Annotated in this window: 22 protein-coding genes and 5 tRNA genes; 2 read left to right on the top strand and 25 right to left on the bottom strand. The window is 34.1% G+C overall.

The window, feature by feature from the left end; all coding sequences use genetic code 11:
- Nucleotides 1–13 precede the first annotated feature (13 nt).
- The 21 genes from clpP to DER71_RS02980 form a co-directional block, all read right to left on the bottom strand.
- The gene (clpP, locus tag DER71_RS02885; protein ID WP_114458736.1) at nt 14–610 is read right to left on the bottom strand and encodes an ATP-dependent Clp endopeptidase proteolytic subunit ClpP; all 597 of its coding nucleotides are present in this window, start codon (nt 608–610) and stop codon (nt 14–16) included.
- 66 nt (nt 611–676) lie between these two features.
- A complete protein-coding gene (gene tig / locus DER71_RS02890; protein WP_114458735.1) occupies nt 677–1,957 on the bottom strand; it encodes a trigger factor in 1,281 nt (426 codons plus the stop codon).
- A gap of 140 nt (nt 1,958–2,097) precedes the next feature.
- Nucleotides 2,098–2,183, bottom strand: a tRNA-Leu gene (locus DER71_RS02895).
- Between the two features lie 99 nt (nt 2,184–2,282).
- Nucleotides 2,283–2,744: a YkvA family protein gene (locus tag DER71_RS02900; protein WP_114458734.1), complete on the bottom strand. Its 462-nt coding sequence runs from the start codon at nt 2,742–2,744 to the stop codon at nt 2,283–2,285.
- 895 nt (nt 2,745–3,639) lie between these two features.
- Nucleotides 3,640–4,272 (bottom strand): TetR/AcrR family transcriptional regulator, encoded by a 633-nt coding sequence (locus tag DER71_RS02905; protein ID WP_114474268.1) that lies wholly within the window; start codon nt 4,270–4,272, stop codon nt 3,640–3,642.
- 126 nt (nt 4,273–4,398) lie between these two features.
- Nucleotides 4,399–4,629: a thioredoxin family protein gene (locus tag DER71_RS02910; protein WP_114458732.1), complete on the bottom strand. Its 231-nt coding sequence runs from the start codon at nt 4,627–4,629 to the stop codon at nt 4,399–4,401.
- A gap of 63 nt (nt 4,630–4,692) precedes the next feature.
- Entirely contained in the window at nt 4,693–5,649 is a 957-nt protein-coding gene (locus DER71_RS02915) for a permease (protein ID WP_114458731.1), read from the bottom strand.
- Nucleotides 5,646–6,017, bottom strand: coding sequence for a helix-turn-helix transcriptional regulator (locus tag DER71_RS02920; protein WP_114458730.1), 372 nt, complete (start codon nt 6,015–6,017; stop codon nt 5,646–5,648). Before DER71_RS02920 ends, DER71_RS02915 begins: the two co-directional genes overlap by 4 nt.
- 267 nt (nt 6,018–6,284) lie before the next feature.
- Nucleotides 6,285–6,361, bottom strand: a tRNA-His gene (locus tag DER71_RS02925).
- Nucleotides 6,362–6,383: 22 nt separating this feature from the next.
- A tRNA-Arg gene (locus tag DER71_RS02930) sits at nt 6,384–6,461 on the bottom strand.
- A 1-nt stretch (nt 6,462) separates the two neighbouring features.
- Nucleotides 6,463–6,539 (bottom strand) — tRNA-Gly (locus DER71_RS02935).
- A 20-nt stretch (nt 6,540–6,559) separates the two neighbouring features.
- Nucleotides 6,560–6,636: transfer RNA gene (locus DER71_RS02940), tRNA-Pro, on the bottom strand.
- Between the two features lie 103 nt (nt 6,637–6,739).
- Nucleotides 6,740–7,342 carry an XTP/dITP diphosphatase gene (locus DER71_RS02945; protein WP_114458729.1) on the bottom strand — a complete coding sequence of 201 codons (603 nt, stop codon included), beginning with the start codon at nt 7,340–7,342 and terminating at the stop codon, nt 6,740–6,742.
- Nucleotides 7,343–7,344: 2 nt separating this feature from the next.
- Complete coding sequence (gene rph, locus DER71_RS02950) at nt 7,345–8,064, bottom strand: ribonuclease PH (protein WP_114458728.1); 720 nt, start codon at nt 8,062–8,064, stop codon at nt 7,345–7,347.
- Between the two features lie 17 nt (nt 8,065–8,081).
- Nucleotides 8,082–9,548, bottom strand: coding sequence for a methylaspartate mutase subunit E (locus DER71_RS02955; protein WP_233487363.1), 1,467 nt, complete (start codon nt 9,546–9,548; stop codon nt 8,082–8,084).
- Nucleotides 9,549–9,566: 18 nt separating this feature from the next.
- Nucleotides 9,567–10,394, bottom strand: a complete 828-nt coding sequence (gene murI / locus DER71_RS02960) for a glutamate racemase (protein ID WP_114474269.1) — start codon at nt 10,392–10,394, stop codon at nt 9,567–9,569.
- Between the two features lie 82 nt (nt 10,395–10,476).
- The gene (locus DER71_RS02965; RefSeq protein ID WP_114458726.1) at nt 10,477–11,013 is read right to left on the bottom strand and encodes a GerMN domain-containing protein; all 537 of its coding nucleotides are present in this window, start codon (nt 11,011–11,013) and stop codon (nt 10,477–10,479) included.
- Nucleotides 11,010–13,274 (bottom strand): N-acetylmuramoyl-L-alanine amidase family protein, encoded by a 2,265-nt coding sequence (locus DER71_RS02970; protein ID WP_233487044.1) that lies wholly within the window; start codon nt 13,272–13,274, stop codon nt 11,010–11,012. Before DER71_RS02970 ends, DER71_RS02965 begins: the two co-directional genes overlap by 4 nt.
- Nucleotides 13,275–13,385: 111 nt before the next feature.
- Nucleotides 13,386–14,573, bottom strand: a complete 1,188-nt coding sequence (locus tag DER71_RS02975; protein ID WP_233487043.1) for a PAS domain-containing sensor histidine kinase — start codon at nt 14,571–14,573, stop codon at nt 13,386–13,388.
- A gap of 22 nt (nt 14,574–14,595) precedes the next feature.
- Nucleotides 14,596–14,727, bottom strand: a complete 132-nt coding sequence (locus DER71_RS12340; RefSeq protein WP_255416542.1) for a hypothetical protein — start codon at nt 14,725–14,727, stop codon at nt 14,596–14,598.
- Between the two features lie 155 nt (nt 14,728–14,882).
- Entirely contained in the window at nt 14,883–15,284 is a 402-nt protein-coding gene (locus tag DER71_RS02980) for a hypothetical protein (RefSeq protein ID WP_114458724.1), read from the bottom strand.
- 183 nt (nt 15,285–15,467) lie between these two features.
- Here DER71_RS02980 and DER71_RS02985 point away from each other — a divergent pair, with 183 nt between their 5' ends.
- Both DER71_RS02985 and nagB read left to right on the top strand, forming a co-directional pair.
- The gene (locus DER71_RS02985; protein WP_233487042.1) at nt 15,468–16,226 is read left to right on the top strand and encodes a GntR family transcriptional regulator; all 759 of its coding nucleotides are present in this window, start codon (nt 15,468–15,470) and stop codon (nt 16,224–16,226) included.
- A gap of 2 nt (nt 16,227–16,228) precedes the next feature.
- Nucleotides 16,229–17,011 (top strand): glucosamine-6-phosphate deaminase, encoded by a 783-nt coding sequence (gene nagB / locus DER71_RS02990; RefSeq protein ID WP_114458723.1) that lies wholly within the window; start codon nt 16,229–16,231, stop codon nt 17,009–17,011.
- Here nagB and DER71_RS02995 read toward each other — a convergent pair.
- The 4 genes from DER71_RS02995 to eutS form a co-directional block, all read right to left on the bottom strand.
- Nucleotides 16,967–17,248 carry a DUF503 domain-containing protein gene (locus DER71_RS02995; RefSeq protein WP_114458722.1) on the bottom strand — a complete coding sequence of 94 codons (282 nt, stop codon included), beginning with the start codon at nt 17,246–17,248 and terminating at the stop codon, nt 16,967–16,969. The two genes, nagB and DER71_RS02995, sit on opposite strands and share 45 nt — an antisense overlap.
- Nucleotides 17,249–17,405: 157 nt before the next feature.
- Nucleotides 17,406–18,227 carry a purine-nucleoside phosphorylase gene (locus DER71_RS03000; protein ID WP_114458299.1) on the bottom strand — a complete coding sequence of 274 codons (822 nt, stop codon included), beginning with the start codon at nt 18,225–18,227 and terminating at the stop codon, nt 17,406–17,408.
- Nucleotides 18,224–18,682, bottom strand: a complete 459-nt coding sequence (locus tag DER71_RS03005) for a EutP/PduV family microcompartment system protein (protein WP_114458300.1) — start codon at nt 18,680–18,682, stop codon at nt 18,224–18,226. The genes DER71_RS03000 and DER71_RS03005 overlap by 4 nt, the downstream gene beginning before the upstream one ends.
- Before the next feature lies 1 nt (nt 18,683).
- On the bottom strand, nt 18,684–19,034 hold the full coding sequence (gene eutS, locus DER71_RS03010; protein WP_114458301.1) for an ethanolamine utilization microcompartment protein EutS: 351 nt from the start codon (nt 19,032–19,034) through the stop codon (nt 18,684–18,686).
- Nucleotides 19,035–19,044: the final 10 nt, after the last annotated feature.

A 19,044-nucleotide genomic window follows, 5' to 3' on the forward strand; every position in this document is an offset into this window, starting at 1 on the left:
CTCTTAAGGTAAATTACTTTGATTTCAAATCATTTCTGCTGATTACTTCATCTATTATTCCATAATTCACTGCTTCTTCAGCAGTCATGAAATAATCTTTCTCTACATCCTGAGCAATTTTTTCTGTACTCTGTCCTGTATGTTTACTTAAAATATCATTGAGCACTTCTCTAATCCGCATTAGCTCTTTAATGTGAATTTCAGCCTCTGTTGCCTTACCCTGTACTCCACCGGCAGGCTGATGGATCATAACTCTTGAATAGGGAAGCGCATAGCGCTTTCCTTCTGCACCTGCTGCCAGCAGCAGAGCTCCTGCACTTGCTGCCTGACCCATACCTATTGTCACTACATCAGGTTTAATATACTGCATTGTATCATACATGGCCAGTGCTGCTGTTACAGAACCACCTGGACTGTTGATATATAGATAAATATCTTTGTCTGGATTATCTGCTTCAAGGAAAAGAAGCTGAGCAATAACTACATTTGCTACATCATCTGTAACCTGAGAACCTAAAAATATTATTCTATCTTTGAGAAGCCGAGAATAAATATCATATGATCTTTCTCCTCTATTTGTCTGTTCAACTACCATTGGAATTAAACTCATTGCTTTTCCCTCCTCATATATAATTATATCATAATTTTTTTATTAAAAAAGTACGTTCTGCCTTCATTAATTGTTTTCTACCAGAAAGTCAATTGTCTTTTTGCGGATAATATCTTCCTTAAGAATTGAAAGCTGGCCCTGAATCTTCAGAATTCCTTTTACTTTTTCAAAGTCCTGATCATTTGCTTCTGCAATTTCTTTTATTTCTTTATCTATTTCTTCTTCACTTACTTCTATATTTTCTTTTTCTGCAATTGCTTCTAATACCAGCAGTTCTTTAGCTCTTTCTTTTGCTGTCTCTTTATTCTGTTCTCTCCACTCTTTTTCATCCATTCCTATATAGTTCAGATAATCTTCAACATCTAAACCCTGCTGAGAAATTGAATGTGATAGGTTTTCAAACATCTGATCCAGCTGTTCTTCTACCAATGTATCGGAAACATTAACTTCAGCATTTTCGCTTGCTTTTTTAATTAACTTTTCTCTAAAACTGTTTTCCGCTGCAGTTTCTTTCTGTTCCTGCATTTCACTTCTTAGGTTATTTTTCCACTCATCTAAAGTTTCAAATTTACTTGCTTCTAGAGCAAATTCATCATCCAATTCTGGAGTTTCTTTAATCTTTATTTCTTTCAATTTTACTTCAAATACAGCTTCTTTCCCGGCAAGATCTTCTGCCTGATATCCTTCCGGGAAGGTGACTTCTATATTTCTTTCTTCCCCAACTTTTAATCCAACAAGTTGTTCTTCAAACCCTGGTATAAAACTTCCAGATCCAATCTCCAGAGTATATTCTTCAGCTGAACCACCGGGAAACTTTTCGCCATCAACATATCCTGTAAAATCAATGATAGCAAAATCACCCTCTTCCAGCTCTTCCTTGTCAGAATTGACAAGCTGGCTGTGCTGGTCTAACATATTTTGAAGACGTGTTTCTATTTCTTCGTCTTTTACTTCACTGTCTTCTTTTTCTATACCCAGATTTTTGTATTTACCAAGCTTTACATCTGGCTTCACTTCTACAACTGCTTTAAATGTTGCAGGCTCACCAGCAGCAATATAAAAATCTTCAATTTCTGGTTGAGCAATCGGTTCAATACCTGCCTCTTCCAGTGCTTTACTGTACCCCTGTGGAATCAATATGTCCAGGGCATCTTTATGAAGAACTTCTTCTCCAAAGCGCTTTTCTACAACCTTGCGCGGTGCTTTACCTTTTCTAAACCCCGGTATTGAAATATCTTTTACTACTTTGCGGTATGCTTTTTCTAAAGCTTCTTCTACTTTTTCTTCCTCTATTTCCACTTCAAGCTGAACCCTATTTCCTTCAAGCTTTTCTTTTACAACTTCCATCAATATTCCTCCTTGCAGATATTAAAATTTCAGTCCAAATAATATTATATTCAATTAACTTTTAAAACTCTATTATATATGATAATAATCCCCGACCTGGCGCCCTGGCCAATATCGGGGTTCATGAACAGTGCTATAAATGGTGCGAAAGGTGGGACTCGAACCCACACGGGGATTACCCACTAGATCCTAAATCTAGCGCGTCTGCCAATTCCGCCACTTTCGCACACAATCTGTGAAAAACTTCAATTTATGTTTATTCACAAAAAGCACATATAATATTAGCATAGCTTTTTGAAGATGTCAAGGTGTTAGAAAAAAATATTTAATTTTCTGTTTTTACATTCATAACCGGGTTTTGTTCATTTTTGCTTTTTCCAGCTTCTTTTCTTTCCTTTTCTTCAGCTGCTGCTTTCCAGGCTCTAAATCTATGAATTTCTTTAGAAATATTCTGATAGGCTATTATAAATGCAGCTGCATCATCTGTAAAACCAATAATAGGTATAAAATCCGGTATTAAATCAGTTGGAAGCATTAAATATGCAAGTGTAGCAATTATCCACCCAAGTGAATTATCATCTATATGAAATTCTCTTCGCGAATATGCCTTCAGCATCTCTATAAATTCCAGTATTTTATCCATAAAACCAAAATCATAATCTTTTTCTTCTAAAAATTGGTGTATTTTATCCAGAATCTTATTAACACTTTCATGACCTGTCCCCCATTTATTTGCCAGTCTACCTATAAATGCAATCAAATCATTATTAGTAAAATCTTTCTTCATCTTATATCACCACCTATTATTTTATTATATCACTTTAAATCAATACTGTTAAATAAAAAACAAAATAGAGTTTCCCCAAAATTATTTTTTAGTGTTGCAAAAATAGGAAAAGTCTTTAAAAACAAAGCTAAAGTCATTTAATCAATTTTTATCACCATTGACAATCAATATTCATCATTCAGCTTATAAACATCCACTCCTTTACACTTCCATACAAAAATTTTTATTAAAAACTATTTATATAAAATCCTGTATAAACTTCTGATTTATTGGAAAATAAACTTATATTATAACAGATTAACTATATTATATTAATCTTTATTTTCACTGTCAAAATAATTCTTTAAATAAAGAATTATTTTATAATTTAAACTTTTTTAAAAGGGGTTTACAAATACATTTAAAGATGTATAATTAAATTGTAAGAGATTTTGTGAATAATTTTATAAAGATTATTCTAATAAGAATATAAATAATATAAGAAAGGATGATACTGATGACAAAATTATTTAGAGGTGTATTTAGACTTGGTTTAGTTTCTGGAATGCTGGCCCTATTTACTGCAGTATTGTTAAGAGCCTGGTCATAATAAAATATATCGACACCTATAATAAATCAATAGTTATTTTTTCACCTAATTTCATTAATATTATTAAAAGCAAAAGCTTATTCTCAAAACTAAAATTTCCATTATGTAAGAGAACCTCCAGCTCAGAGGTTCTCTTTTGCTTTCAAATTACCTGCCTACTTTCTCCCCAGGTAAATTAAATATTTATCCGACAAACAATTTAAGTAAGAAGTTTATCATAATTAATTGAATTATCTAAAAATAGATTGCAATAAAGAGCAAAAAAACAGAAAAGAAAATAAATAAACAAAAATTTAAAAGCCCGAGCTATTTCTCGGGCTTCATTAATGAAAGATCGATTTTTCTATCTTTTAAATTCAGGGATCTGCTCATCACCTCTTCTACTGCTGAAAACTTTCCTTTATACATCTCTTCTGTAGTAAGGGTGGCATAATGTTTGTGCAGAAATCCATCTACCCCCATAAACATTATATCAGTGACTTCTTCCGGATAATCAGTCTCAAAATCACCTTTTTTTATTCCTTCTTTTACTACTTCAGTAAATATTGGTATAAATTTATCTCTAAATTCTTTATTTCTTTTTTTCATTATTTTTGCGTTTTCATCTATCTTAAAAAATTCATATATTTTAAAATTATCCTGTCGGTCAAATATTAAACGAAGCAAAATTCTTTCTATCTTTTCTATTGGAGTAAATCTATCACTTTCAGCAATTCTTAATGCTTTTTCTTCAGTTTTTTTATATCTTTTTTCCAGTAGTGCGGTAATTATATCTTCTTTTGTGTCAAAATAATAATAAAAAGTACCTTTTGCAACTCCAGATTTATCAGCGATATCTTTTACCGTTGTCTTTTCAAAACCCTTTTCAACAAAAAGTTTTTCTGCTTCCTCCATTATAACATTCCTGCGCTCAATTGATTTTTTTGTAAATTTAGCCAATCTTAATTCCCTCCAGCATTTTTGACTTCAGGTCAACAAGACCTTTATATTATAACATATAAAGATAAAAGATAACAAGGTTCAGAAGGAATTAAATAAAACTGATAATAAATTTAAAAAATCATATTAAGAAATAAGTTTTTTTATCTCCTCTACTGTTGCCACACGACCTTTAATCTTAACTTCATCATCAACTGCAATAGCAGGTGTGCTCATTATGCCTGCCTGGGCAATCTCTTTCATGTCTTCTACCTTGATTATTTCTGCCTCAACACCTGTTTCTTCCACTGCCTTTTTTGCATTATTCGCCAGATTAACGCAATTTTTACATCCAGGACCAAAAATTTTAATTTCCATTTACACCACTCCTAAATTAATTTTTATTTTGTACCTGGTACCCGGTACAAACAACCCAAACAACTAAACAAAATTCATTACAAAATTAAACATATAGCCGACTCCAATTATAGAAAGCCCCACAACAGTTACAAAAACTGTTATTAGCTGTGTTTTTATTACCTTGCGCAAAATTATCATAGCAGGGAGAGACAAAGCTGTTGTTGCCATCATAAAACTAAGTGCAGTACCAAGTGCAACTCCTTTGCCCATCAGCGCCTGCACAATTGGTATTGTTCCAACTGCATTTGCATATAATGGTATTCCAACAATAACTGCAGCGATTACAGAAAGAGGATTGTCCGGGCCAGCATATTGGGCCAGAAGTTCCGCTGGAGCATAACCATGAATCAGTGCCCCCAGGCCAATACCTATAATAACAAATTTCCAGACTCTACCAACAATATCTTTAACCTCATTTTTAGCAAAACTAATTCGCTGATCCCAATTGAGTTCTTCTATATCTTCTTCACCAGTACTTATTTCATAAACATATTCCTCAACATATTTTTCCATTCCAAGTTTTTCTATAATTATTCCACCAATAACACCAACCAATATTCCACTTATCAAATAAAGTAGACCTATCTTCCAACCGAAAAGGCTAAAAAGCATAACAAGAGCAACCTCATTCACTATTGGAGATGTAATTAAAAAAGAAAATGTTATACCAAGCGGTATACCTGATTCAACAAAACCTATAAATATAGGTACCGAGGAACAGGAACAAAATGGTGTGACAACACCTAAAATTGACGCAAAAATATTACCAAATATTTTTTTATAATTGCTGAGCAATTTTTTAGTTTTTTCAGGTGGAAAAAAACTTCTTATAATTGAAATAACAAATATCATAATACTCAGCAGAAAGATAATCTTTATACTATCATAAAAGAAAAAATGAACTGAACTGCCCAGGCGCGTTGCCTCATCAAGGCCCATCCAGTTGTAAACCAATAATTCAGCAAACTTGTTAATCATCCACAGCACCTCATTATATTGTTTTTTTCTCTTTCGAAACTGTTTTCCGCTTTTATTGCTTCTATTTCATCTTTCATTTTTTTCATTTTCATATACTCTAAATCTTTAGTTGATAACGATAACAGCTCAGATAGATAGTAATCATACTTTTTCCTGTTGATAGAAAAATATGTCCATTTGCTGTCATGTTCTTCATCAACCAGATCAAGATTTTTAAAATATGCTAGATGTTGAGAAATGCTGGACTGTGATTTATCCAAAATTTCCTGCATCTGACACACACAGAACTGCCCCTCCATAAGAAGTTTAAGCATTTTTAGCCTTGTTTCATCTGATATACACTTTAAAAAAGATAGAATTTCTATCATATAACCACCTTCATATTAATTTATACTAATGTCATTATATAGTGATATTATTCCCATGTCAAGTTAAATATCAAAAAAATTTATTGTCTATTTTTTAATATACTGTCGAAAATAGTTTGTTGACCAATGAACAGGGATTTTTCTCTGTAATACTTTTTTGAAATATTGATATTATTGCTTTGTATTTTTTAAAAATATCTGGAATAGATTAATTAATATTAATATGTGCTAAAATAAAAAAATAACACCCTGCTGGGTGCTTAAAAATGGGGTGGGTGATGGGGCTTGAACCCACGGCCTCAGGAGCCACAATCCTGCGCTCTAGCCAACTGAGCTACACCCACCATATTAGACTTTAATTTTAAATGGTGCGCCCGACAGGATTCGAACCTGTGGCCTACGGATTAGAAGTCCGTTGCTCTATCCGGGCTGAGCTACGGGCGCATGGAGCGGGAAACGAGACTCGAACTCGCGACCCTCAGCTTGGAAGGCTGATGCTCTAGCCAACTGAGCTACTCCCGCAAAAAGTTATTAAGATTAAATGGTCGGAGCGAAAGGATTTGAACCTTCGACCCCCTGCTCCCAAAGCAGGTGCGCTACCAAACTGCGCCACGCTCCGATATAACGACATTTACTAGTATAACCTATATTACAGCATTGGTCAAAAAATATTATAATAGATCAGAGGCTTAAAAATTAAATTATAATTTAAAAACTACTAATTACTCGAGATATCTCTGTATAAGTACTTCTTTCATTTTCTTAAGTGCCTTCGCTCTGTGACTGATTTTATTTTTTTCTTTCGGACTCAGCTGCGCCATTGTCTTACCATATTCTGGCAGATAAAATATAGGGTCATAACCAAAACCATAGTCACCAGCTGGATTAAGAGTAATTACACCCTCCACCCGTCCTTCAACAACAATTTCGTCTCCTTTTTGAGGATCGACCAGAGCAACTGCAGATACAAAAGCTGCTTTTCTTTCATCTATTCTGCTGTCTTTCAACAGTGAAATAATTTTTAAATATTTTTCTTTATCACTACTTTCTTCACCAGCAAAACGTGCCGAATATATACCTGGAGCCCCATCCAGATAATCAACCGATAATCCAGAATCATCGGCCAGCACTGTCTGCTGCAGCTCTTTAGATCTCTGCCTGGCTTTTTTAAGTGCATTTTCCCGATAGGAACTGCCATCTTCAATCACCGGAGGTAGATTTATATCTTCCGGAAGACCAACAAAATCCAGTTTTAAATTAGAAAAGAAATCTTTTATCTCTTTAATTTTATTTTTATTACCACTGCCGATAATAATTTTTTCCATACTTATTCACTCTCCAGGCTGATTTTCTGCTTTTCTATCAGCTCCATTATTCCTTTTTCTGCCAGATCATAAAGTTGATTTAATTCTTCTCTACTGAAAGGACTTTCTTCAGCAGTACCCTGGATCTCAATGATTTTTCCTTCAGAACTCATAACTATATTCATATCCACCTGAGCCTCAAAGTCCTCATCATAACATAAATCCAGCATAGGCTCACCATCAACAATACCAACACTTGTAGCGGCCATGTAGGTGTTTATTGGATTTTCCTCGAGTTCTCCACTTTCCATAAGTTTGTTAATCCCATCAACAAGTGCTACATATCCTCCTGTTACAGAGGCTGTTCTGGTCCCCCCATCTGCCTGAATGACATCACAGTCTACCCAGATTGTCCTTTCACCCAGTTTTTCCAGATCTACTACAGCTCTCAGGCTGCGTCCAATAAGGCGCTGAATTTCCTGGGTTCTGCCGTTCAATTTTCTCTTGGCAGCCTCTCTTATTATTCTATCCTGTGTTGATCTGGGCAGAAGAGAATATTCTGCTGTCAGCCAGCCTTGATTTTTCCCACGCAAAAAATAGGGCACACTGTCTTCTATAGATACATTACATAATACCATAGTGTCCCCAGTTTCGATCATTACAGATCCTTCTGCATATTTTGTAAAATTCCTCTGAATTCTTATTTCTCTAAGTTCGTCTCTTTTTCTTCCATCACTGCGCATTATTATTAAATCCTCCTTTAATTTTGGAAGTCGCTACTGCTGAGCAGACCCCTTCCAGCTGCATAAATATCATCTATAACCATCTGGAAGTCGACTTCACGCTTCTCCTTATCTGCTCTTTCCTCAATTTTTTCTCTGTGAAATTCTTTTATCTCATCATTAAATGGAAGGCATCCTGTATTAAAAAATCTTACCGCCCCCCTACTGTCTCTGCAGGGCATTACTTCTCCTCTATTGAAAGTGCTGGAAGAAAAAGGAACATCGATAATACCCATATCCACTGCCTTAACAGCACCCTTTGCCCAAAATCCATCCGCAATATCTTTAACCCTATCAATGATAGCTGATGCTTCTTTGATAATAATGCTTTTTTCCTCTTCTACAAGCTTCATATCAAAACAATCCTGTCTTTTAGCAATTTTTAAACAGTGTTTGGTCGTCCTGATACCATCTGCCAGATCTTCCCTACAGGAGGTATTTATTGCTTCTCCTGGAGATCTAACAACTATTTTATCTGTTTCTGCTGCTGCAGCCGACAGTATTCCAGTATTTATAAGGGCAAATCCAGCTGCTCTATCTTCCGGGAATCCCCCCAGCCATTCGTGAAAAACAGTGCTTATAAAAATATCATCTGTTAAATTTAAATCATCATTTATATATTTATCTGCCATTTCTCTCAGGGCCATAAGTGCAGCTGTATCCTGAATTAAATTTCCGTTTTGACCATAGCCCAAGCTAAGGTGAATTACTCCCTGCTCTGCAGCCAGAATGCCTTCAATAATAGAAACAGCAACACTGATAGCCGGTGGAACCATAGTTCCTGTAAGTGGGCCAAAAGTTTCACGATTAATGTTTACACCTCTGTCTTCATAATATCCTGTTAATCTGTCCACATACTGCCACCAGGAAACAGTGTCAGCAGGATTTTTATCTTTTGCATAGGGGAAATTATAGGAAATACCTCCACCTACAAAATCATTAAATCCTGATGCATAGGCTATCTCAGCCATTAAACGCGAGTCCGGAGTTCCATGTCTTAGTTGAACAGGAATATCTAAATTTAAAATTATTTCTCTGCAGTTATCTACTCCATGGCTCACGATAGGAAAACCATCCAGAAGTGATTTTTTAATTTCCCTGCTCTCTACCAGTCCATTTTCTGCATCCTGATATCTGTTCTGTCTTGTCATAGTATCAACATTTGTGGAAAGTATATCTGCTTTTGCATTTTTCTTCAGAAAGTTAAGAAGTTCTAAATGATGATCCAGAAGAGTAAGACCGGCCCTTGGCTGACAGAGTATTTTACCTTCTGATGCTGCTTGTTTAAGTACAGAAGATGTTCTGCGGCCTTCACTTAAACTGCGTTGAAATTCTACAGCTGAACGCAGATCAACTTCACTACCTGTTTTCCAGCTTTTTAGAATTTCTTTTCTTTTTTCCATAAATTCTTTTTTTTCTATTTTTCCCTTAAATAGCTGTGGCAAAAAAAATCCCTCCAACACTTAATATTCTGTAAAAATATTATCTTCTACAAAATGAAGATTATCAAGTTTTAAAAATTTTCTTCCCTCTACTAAAAATTTTTGATATATTTTGTCAATATCACTTACAATAAATTGATGTTCTGCAGCATGTGGGCTGATATTTAATAAATCATTTTTTATTAGAAATTTTTTTAAATCTCCAGCTATCTCAAGGGATGGATCAATAAGTTTAATTTTATTTCCCACAATTTTTTTTAGAACAGGAGCCAAATAAGGATAATGAGTACAGCCTAAAATCAGCACATCTATATCATTTTTAATAAGATTTTGCAGATATTTCTCTGCTGTTTTTTCTATTTCCCTACCTGTAAATTCTCCTTTTTCCACCATCTCCACAAAAAGTGGACACGGTTCTGCATAAATTTTCTGCATTATATCATAAGACCTAACAGCATTTTGATATGCCATACTGGAAATAGTACCCTGAGTCCCAATTAATCCAATTCGTTTCTTTTTACTAATTTCTACTGCTTTTCTGGCACCACTATCTATTATACCAAAGATAGGAATAAAAAACTCTTTTTTTAAAATTTCGAGAGCAGCTGAAGTTGCCGTATTACATGCTAAAACTACTACTTTAACTTTCCATTCTTCAATCAGATATCTTACTATTTTTTTAACATATTTTCTTACATCATCCAAATTTTTAGGACCATAAGGAAGATGGAGTGTATCACCATAATATATAATTTTTTCATTTTCTAATATATCTAATATTTCTTTTGCTGCTGTCAGCCCACCTACTCCTGAATCTAGAAGTCCAATCGGTCTGTTTTTTTCATACAAATAAATCAGCTCCTGTTTTCTTAAGCTTCAAATTAAATCTAACTTCTATAACATTATAATAAGAGATAAGCCCGGCTGCAAGTTATTTCTGCAAAACCAGGCTGTCATTGAATACAAATGATGACGTCAGATCCATATGCCCTGCCAGAGTTTCAATTTCTTTACCTTCAATCAAAATTTTAACTTGATCAATATTTTCAAGGGAGGTGTAACTATTCACTATTGAATAAACCGTCAGCCTCTCACCTGTACTTCCTCCCCAGTGGTTTTCTACCAATGCTCTATTATAATTAAGAATAAGCAGACCATCTTTAATCTGATAATCTATCAGCTCAACTTCCTGAGGAATGGTTTTCCTCAAGCTTTTATTATCAGGTCCTCTGCTGAGTTCAGCCGCTATCTCTCGGTATATGTCTTCACCTGTCAGTTCTCTTTTTTCTGCCTGTAGATACATTGCATCTGCAGTGGAAAAGTATATTTCTACTTCTTTTTCGGTAAACAACCCGTTCAAAAATATCAGCAAATAAATAACACCTGCTGTAATTAGAGCAATTCTCAAAAGTACTAGTATTTTCCTTTTTTTAGAGGGATTTTTACGATTATATTTCTTTTCTATCATAAGTTATCTCCCCCTTTACTAATAGTGTTCATGTACTTTATAATACCTCTATAGATGGCTCGAGCAGCTTTTTTTCTGAACATATCTTCCGAAAGAAGACTTTCTTCATGAGGATTTGACAAAAATGCTGTCTCCACAAGAACGGCCGGCATCTGAGTATATTTAATTACATAAAGATTTTCTTCTTTAACACCTCTTCCTAAAAGATCCATCCCTGTTTCCAGTTCCTGCTGCAGATATTCTGCCAGCTTCCTGCTTTTTTCACTTTTTGCCCTGCTGTAATATGTCTCTGTACCACTGGACTGTGGATCATTAAATGAATTGGCATGGATGCTCACAAAAAGAGCTGCTCCGGATTTATTGGCCTTACTAACCCTCTGCTTTAAGGATATAAACTCATCCCCATCTCTGGTCAAAATTACATCCTGACCGGAATCTCTAAGCATTTGAGCTAAATGTAAGGCAATCGCAAGATTTACTTCTTTTTCCTCAAGGCCGCTTTTCCCTATTGCTCCTGGATCAAATCCACCGTGTCCTGCATCTACAACTATTCGATCTTTTCTGGTTGGATTTACAAAACTCTGATCTTTTGCCAGGGCAATATTTATTCTTCTCCCCTGTTCTGTCTTAGTTATTTCGTGGTTGTAATATTTATTCAGTTCAAATACCAGCCTTATAACTTCTTTTCCATCTTTATCAAATCGGCTTGTCCTGATATCTCTTATCATCGATCCATATTCTGGAAGTTCAATATCTTCAAGATTATCAACAGCGTTTTTAATGTCTACTACAAGTCTGTGTGGATAGTTAAATTTTTTTACCTCATATTCAGCATTACCGGTTAAATTTATATTAATATACTGAAAACCATCAACTTCTTTACTACTAATACTGGAAAACTTATTTTTGAAGCTGACCGTATAGCTATATCCATCATTGGTTTTTTCTTCCTCCCAGCTGTAGCCTGTAAGCTCTTTAAGATCTGCCACAAAGCGTACTGTCTGCTGATCAAAACGGGCAGTACGAATTTTTTCTATCAGAGAATCATTCTCTATTTCTACACTATCAGAAATATTTTCTCCTCTTTCGGCATTAAAGAGATTGATTACCAGCCGAGGTGGTTCTGAAAGAAGAAACATATCCGGCACTAGAGAAGAAGTAGAATTAAATTTTATTTTCCTACCACTATAGACCAAATTATTTATCTCTGTCTGTACGGTAGGTTTAAAGACAAGAAGGTCTTCCTTCTCCCGGCTTAACGGCTGCAGAATCTTTTCACCTTTTAGTTCCAGTACTATTCTTAAGGTTACTGGGTCATATTTAAACTGTGAAACTCTAACATCTTTAACCCACTCATTTTCTGGCAGGTTAAGTTTATAATCTCCCAGCATCAGATTGGGAATATCAATAACCATTCTTCTTGGTTCCTCCAGATACATAATATCCGGTTTAAATATTTCTCCATTTGCCTCCACCATCAGCATATCCTTATCTGACCAGGATATCGTCTTAATCTGGGGTAGGAAACTTAGCACAAGTCCTTCTTCCTCTTCATGTACACCACCATCCAACTGAAAAGGTATAGGATACTTACTTTTAACAGTAAGCCGCAGAAGTGCATTATCTGGAACATTATCGATTTTTAAGTAAAAGTTATCATTAGAAATATTATCTGTAAAACCTTTAGCAATCTCAGCCTTGTCTATTTCTACAATAATTTCTTTTTCATTTTCTCCTTTGAGTACCCGATAGGGGGTAATTTCATCCATCTCAATCTTAAGCTGGTTTCCATCTTCTGACCAGCAGACATTATCTATAGTAGTCTCAGGTTTGAAAATATAAAGTTCTTCTTTACCTCTCTGAAATTCAAGCAGAAATCCAAAAGCTTCTATTGATCTGGCCAGCGGAACAAATGCACTGCCGTCCATCAAAACCAATCCTGCTTTTGTCTTTAAAGCTTTATTGCCTATCTGAATATAGGGACTGTCAGCCATCAGTTTAATCTTTACTCCATCTGATTTCATTTCCAGAGTTTTTATAGCAGACTGCCACTTCAGCTCTGCATCAAGCATTTCTTCTAAATCCCTGGCTTTAATTAAAAGCTCTCCCTTTCTTTCAAGAGTTTCTATTTCCTCTGTTATATCTCTGCCATTGAAGAAAATTCTATTTTGAGCCACAGCAGATTGATTTAATATTAAAACAATAATAAATATAAATATGTAAATATAGATATTGAATACTTTATTTTCCAGATTTATCAAAACAGTCCCCTCCTTTCAGTAAAGCTTTATTTACTATATATATTAATTCAACAGTTCTCTCCTTTTTCCTGCCATATTAACGATATTTAAAACCCTACATTATAGATATCATTAGATATCAGAAAATTCTAAATCAACTTTATTAAACAGATTATCCGCTTTATATTTTTCGCTATCATTATCTTCTTTAATAACTTTAAAATCAGGCAAATAAAAACTAAACTGACTGTATTCGCCAAATTTACTTTCAACCCATACTTTTCCATTATGCATTTCAATAATTGACTTTACCAGAGATAGGCCAATTCCACTGCCCTCTTGCTGTTTGTTAAAGCTTTTATTTATCTGACGAAACTGTTCAAAAATCACTTCCCGTTCTTCCTCTTTGATACCTATACCGGTATCTCTTACACTTATGACAATTTTTTCTTCCTTTTCTTCTACACTAACTGTGATTTCATCTCCCGCTTCTGTAAATTTAACTGCATTTGAAAGAAGATTAAGCATAACTCTTTCAATATTAAATGGATCACATGCAATAATTTTACTTTTAATATCAGTACTGAATTTCAGCATCCTATCTCTACTGTCAATAAAATCACTAACAGATTCTATTATACCTTTTATAACAAAAATAATATCATAATTGCCTCTATTAATTTTAAATGAATCTGCACCAATTCTGATTATATCAATCAAATTATTTGCAAGCCTCAGCAGTCTAAATCCGTTCTGTTTTATTAAGTTTAGATATTTATCCAATCTTTTGTCATTTTTAAGGTAGCTGTGCTGTTTTTTGTAATAATCTATTACCTGAAGTGTGGAAAAAATCAGATTAAGTGGAGTTTTTAATTCATGTGAAACATTGGTAAAAAATCTTGTCCTCAATTCATTATCCTTTAACACTTCTTTCTGTGCTTTAATCTTTTTTTTAGCTGCCAGTTTTTTTGTAATATCTTCAGCAAGACAGAGAATATAATCCACTTTCTCACTATTATTTTTATGAGGAATATATTTTACCTCAAAAAACCTCTCTTCTCCACTATCTCTAACAAAACTCCTGCAGACATTTTTTTCCTCACCCTGTTCAAAAAGTTTTTTATGAAATTTTTTTAGATTTTTCAACTCTTTATCATTAAAAAATGCTGATATATGCTGATATTCTATATCTTCTTTAGAAAGATTACATATATCAGCCATCATTTGATTAACAGGGCCAAAATGCTCCATATCTATTAAATAATATGCTATATGATTTATATTTTGGAATAAAAAGCTGTGTTCAGGTGAAATTTTCATAATAAATTTCCTCCTGCCTAACTTATTGATTTAGTTCTTTAAATACTTCCAGTAAAGTGACCTCTTCATCTCTGCTTTTACTCAGCTCTTTTTCAAATTTTTTCGGGCTGCCAATAGCCATAGCAAGCAGTTTACCCTGATTGATAAAAGCCACTCGATAACATATTCTGTCTGCTTATTCCAGTAACTGCCTATAAATTAAATTGAAGTCCTTTAGACAGATTATTATATTATGGAAATCTTTAAATGTTCCTTTTCTGCTGTCTACTAATAATCAAACTTGTACAGCCCTCCTGTTCTTATGCAGTCTTATCCTGCAAAATTTTGGTCATAAATTATTTTTCCAGAATTATCTACATCAATTCCTGGCAGCATTTTAATAAACTCAACCGGCAGAAGCAGATGTCCATTCAGATAAAAAATATTATTCTCCAGCCTAATTTCTCCACCTTCAATTTTTATATTTTTTGTCTCGACATTCAGCAGATAAAACCTTCCTGCAAAAATTATCAGAAATTTATTATCTTCCATTCTGTGAAAAGATAGCGGAAGATTTTCTTTCAATTCTGAGGCCGGAATTAAAGTTGATTCCTCAATATTGTCAGGTTTGATTGAAAACTTAAAAGAATTTAAATCTATTTCTTCTGCAGAAAGAGACAAAGAATAAAAAACAAGAAAGAAAACTACAATAAAAAACAGATATCTTTTCACCTATAACACCTTCTTTTCTTATCTTATTAATTTACATATTCTCACTTAAATACATATTCTCACTTAAATTTAATTTTCCTGCACTATACACCTTTTTTTGAAAATTTACTTGTTCAAAAAAGTTTATTCATGTATAATTGGTATATACCACTTATCCTATATACCTATTTAGGGGGGATATTTTTGATAAAAAAAATGAAAAAAATAAGTAAAAACAGTCCTCTTCCGCTCTATTATCAGCTTAAAGAACTGCTTTTTGAACTAATAAAGGAAGGCAGACTTAAAACAGGTGACAGACTTCCGGCCGCAAGAAAGCTGGCAGAATATCAGGATGTCAGCAGAATGACAGTAAAAAAAGCAGTTGATGAACTTGTCAACAACGGCTATCTCGTTCGAAAACAGGGCAGCGGTACTTTTGTAGCAGAATTAAATAAAGAATATGAAATTTCTCCTATAGCCAGTTTTTCTGAAGAAATGAAGAAAAAAGGCCTCAGCTTTAAAACAGAGTTAATTAAATTTGACATAATAAATGACAAAAATGCAGCAGAAAAATTGAATATAGAGGCTGAAGACAGAATTTATCATCTGCAGCGGCTGAGAATTATAGATGATCTACCTTTTTTACTGGAAAACACCTATCTCCCTATAAAAGATTTTCCTTCTCTAGAAAAGGAAAATCTGCAGGAAAGCTCACTTTTTAAAATTATGAAGGAAAGATATGGCTGTATTTTGAGCAGAGCAGAAGCTGAAATAGAGCCAGTAATTATAAATAAAGATACTGCAGAAAAAATGGGAATCAAAAAACAGGTGCTGGGTTTATACTTAGAACAATTTACCTACAGCAGTGATAACAAAATCCTTGAATATACTTCCGCCTACTACAGGAATGACAGCTATAAATTTAAACTAAAATTTAAACTCAACAACCTTGAGGAGGTTTAATGATGAGATTAATTATTGAAGAAAATTTTGAAGAAATGAGTAAAAAGGCTGCCCTTATGGTAGCAAGTCAAATTACATTAAAACCTGACAGTGTGCTTGGTCTTGCTACAGGCAGTACCCCCCTGGGCATGTATAGCGAACTTATAAAGATGTACAGAGATGATGAAGTTGATTTTTCCGAAGTTGTAACCTTTAATCTTGATGAATATTATGGGCTGGATCCCAAAAATGAAACAAGCTATCATTATTATATGAAAAATAATTTTTTTAAACATATAAATATTAAAAAAGAAAATATAAATATACCCAATGGAATGACAGATGAGGTAATAAATGAATGCAAGGAATATGAAGAAGCAATAAGTCGTGCTGGTGGTATAGATCTTCAGGTGCTGGGAATAGGTGCAAACGGTCATATTGGTTTTAATGAACCGGACGAAAAATTAAATGTTACAACTGGTCTTGTGAATTTAAGAAAAGAAACTATCGAAGCCAACAGCAGATTTTTCGATTCAAAAGATGAAGTTCCCCAAAAAGCACTATCGATTGGAATGGCAACTATTTTAAAAGCAAGAAGGATTATTCTGCTGGCGAGTGGCGAAAATAAAGCTGAAGCTATTAGGTCCACTGTGAGCGGCTGTATATCTACCAGGGTTCCATCTTCACTTCTGCAGACACATCCAGAAATTACACTTATCGTAGATCATAAAGCCGCTTCCTTAATTGATAGGGATAAGCTGTCAGATAATTTCCACTTCAAAATCTGTGAGAATAAAACCAGGTAGTGTTTCAACAAAATTTATATACTTATTCATCATACTTTCTAAATAGCGTCGATCATTTCCAACTGCTGCAGCTCCAATTACTGCACTCTGCCAGTAGTCATTGTTCTCAACTTCTGCAACTGCAATATTAAATTTATTGCGGCTTTTATCAATTAAACTTTTTATAATCTTTCTCTTTTCTTTTAATGATGAAACAGCCGGTAGATAGAGAATTAGCTCACAGCTGGCTATTACCATATTAATAATCCTCCTTAATGGATTGAAAATAAGCAAATCAAGCCCTGTGCATTCTACACGTTTTTTTATCTTTATTTTGTTACATTATAACATATTAGTTTAATAAATTTAATTAATATTGCTTTTTTAACAAATTTTATAAAATCTAAATATTTAATTATTCCGACAAAATTTCTTTAAACAATCCTTTAATACCCGGTGCTAATTTTCCCATTAAAAGTTCCATATTTTCGGAAGATATAACTTCAGGATTATATTCACCGGCAGTATCTGTTATCACAGAAACAGCAAGAACATCCAGCCTGCTCTGCACCGCAGCAATTATTTCCGGAACAGTTGACATTCCAACACAGTCTCCACCTATCCTGCGCATATACTCTGCTTCTGCTGAACTTTCAATTTCCGGGCCACAGATAGCTGTGTATATACCTTCATGAATATTAAGACCATACTTTTCTCCCAAACTGATAATTTTCTGCCGCTCTTCCTCCTTATTATAATAGGCTTTTTCCAACAGCGGGAAGCGTATTTCATCTTCTAAAGCTGGTCCTCTTAAAGGGCTTGTTCCCTGCAGGTTAATATGATTTTTAACCACCATAAGATCTCCTCTGTGATAGTCTTCATTAAGTGCTCCTGCTGCATTTGTCAAATAAATCTTTTTTACTTTAAGATATTTAAACACTCGTATCGGAAAAACAACTTCTTCCATACTGTACCCCTCATAATAATGGTATCTTCCCCCTGTAATAATAGTATTTTCCCCATTAATCTTCCCAAAAATAAGGCTGCCTTTATGTCCTGGGGCAGTAAGAGGTGGGAAATAAGGAATTTCTGTAAAGGACAGTTCAATTTCCTTATTCAGTATATCCTTTAAAAAAGAAAGACCACTTCCGGCAACTACTGCCGTATTTAATTTATTATAACCGGTTCTTTCTTTAATATAATATGCTGCTTTTTTAGCTTTTTCCAGATAATTCATTCGTCTGTCCTCCCAACTTCACTATTGAACTTTATAAATTCAGATAATTTTTTTAAACCTGTACCTTCTAGAGCACTTGTAAGAAATATTTTCTCTGCTCCAGCCATTTCCAAAATTGATCTTGCATATTCAATATCTGCATCTTCTGCATCTATTTTTGTAATAATACCTACCACAGGTCTCGCAAAAACAGAAGCAAAGCCTGGTGGCAAAAAATTTTGTTCTGCCGTGGCATCTGCAACAAGACCTATTATTTCAGCTTCCTGTGCAGCTGAAATTAAGGCTGTGTAATAATGCTTGTTCTCTATATATTCTCCAGGAGTATCAATAGCTTTATCATTAAACTCAAGACTTTGTGTTCTGTAATCTATATTTTTAAATTCTCCATTCTCCAGAACTTTTATAAGTGTTGTTTTTCCTGCTCTACTGGCCCCTATAAGAATTATTTTTACCATATCAGGACCTCGTAATATCTGTTATATCAAAATCCAAAACATGTTCTAATAAGTTAAGAATATTTTTTAAAGCTGATTCAACACTGGACACCTTACCACTTATAACAAGAGAACCACTAAATCTGTCAATAAAACCAATTTCAATATTTGCTGCTTTACTTGCTGCATCTGCAGCAATAATTGCGGCTTCACTGGGAGTAATAGTTAAAATTCCTAATGCTTCGTGTTCCTGGTTTAAACCAATTTTTTTGTAGATATCTTTGGATGGATGGGCAATTAGATGTACCAGAGTAACCTGTTTACCAGGTACATATTCCTGTATCATCCGCTGTTTTTCTTTTTCTGCTGCCATTTTCTCTCAC

This window comes from Halanaerobium sp. DL-01, from assembly GCF_003338615.1.
Classification (GTDB): Bacteria; Bacillota; Halanaerobiia; order Halanaerobiales; family Halanaerobiaceae; genus QPJE01.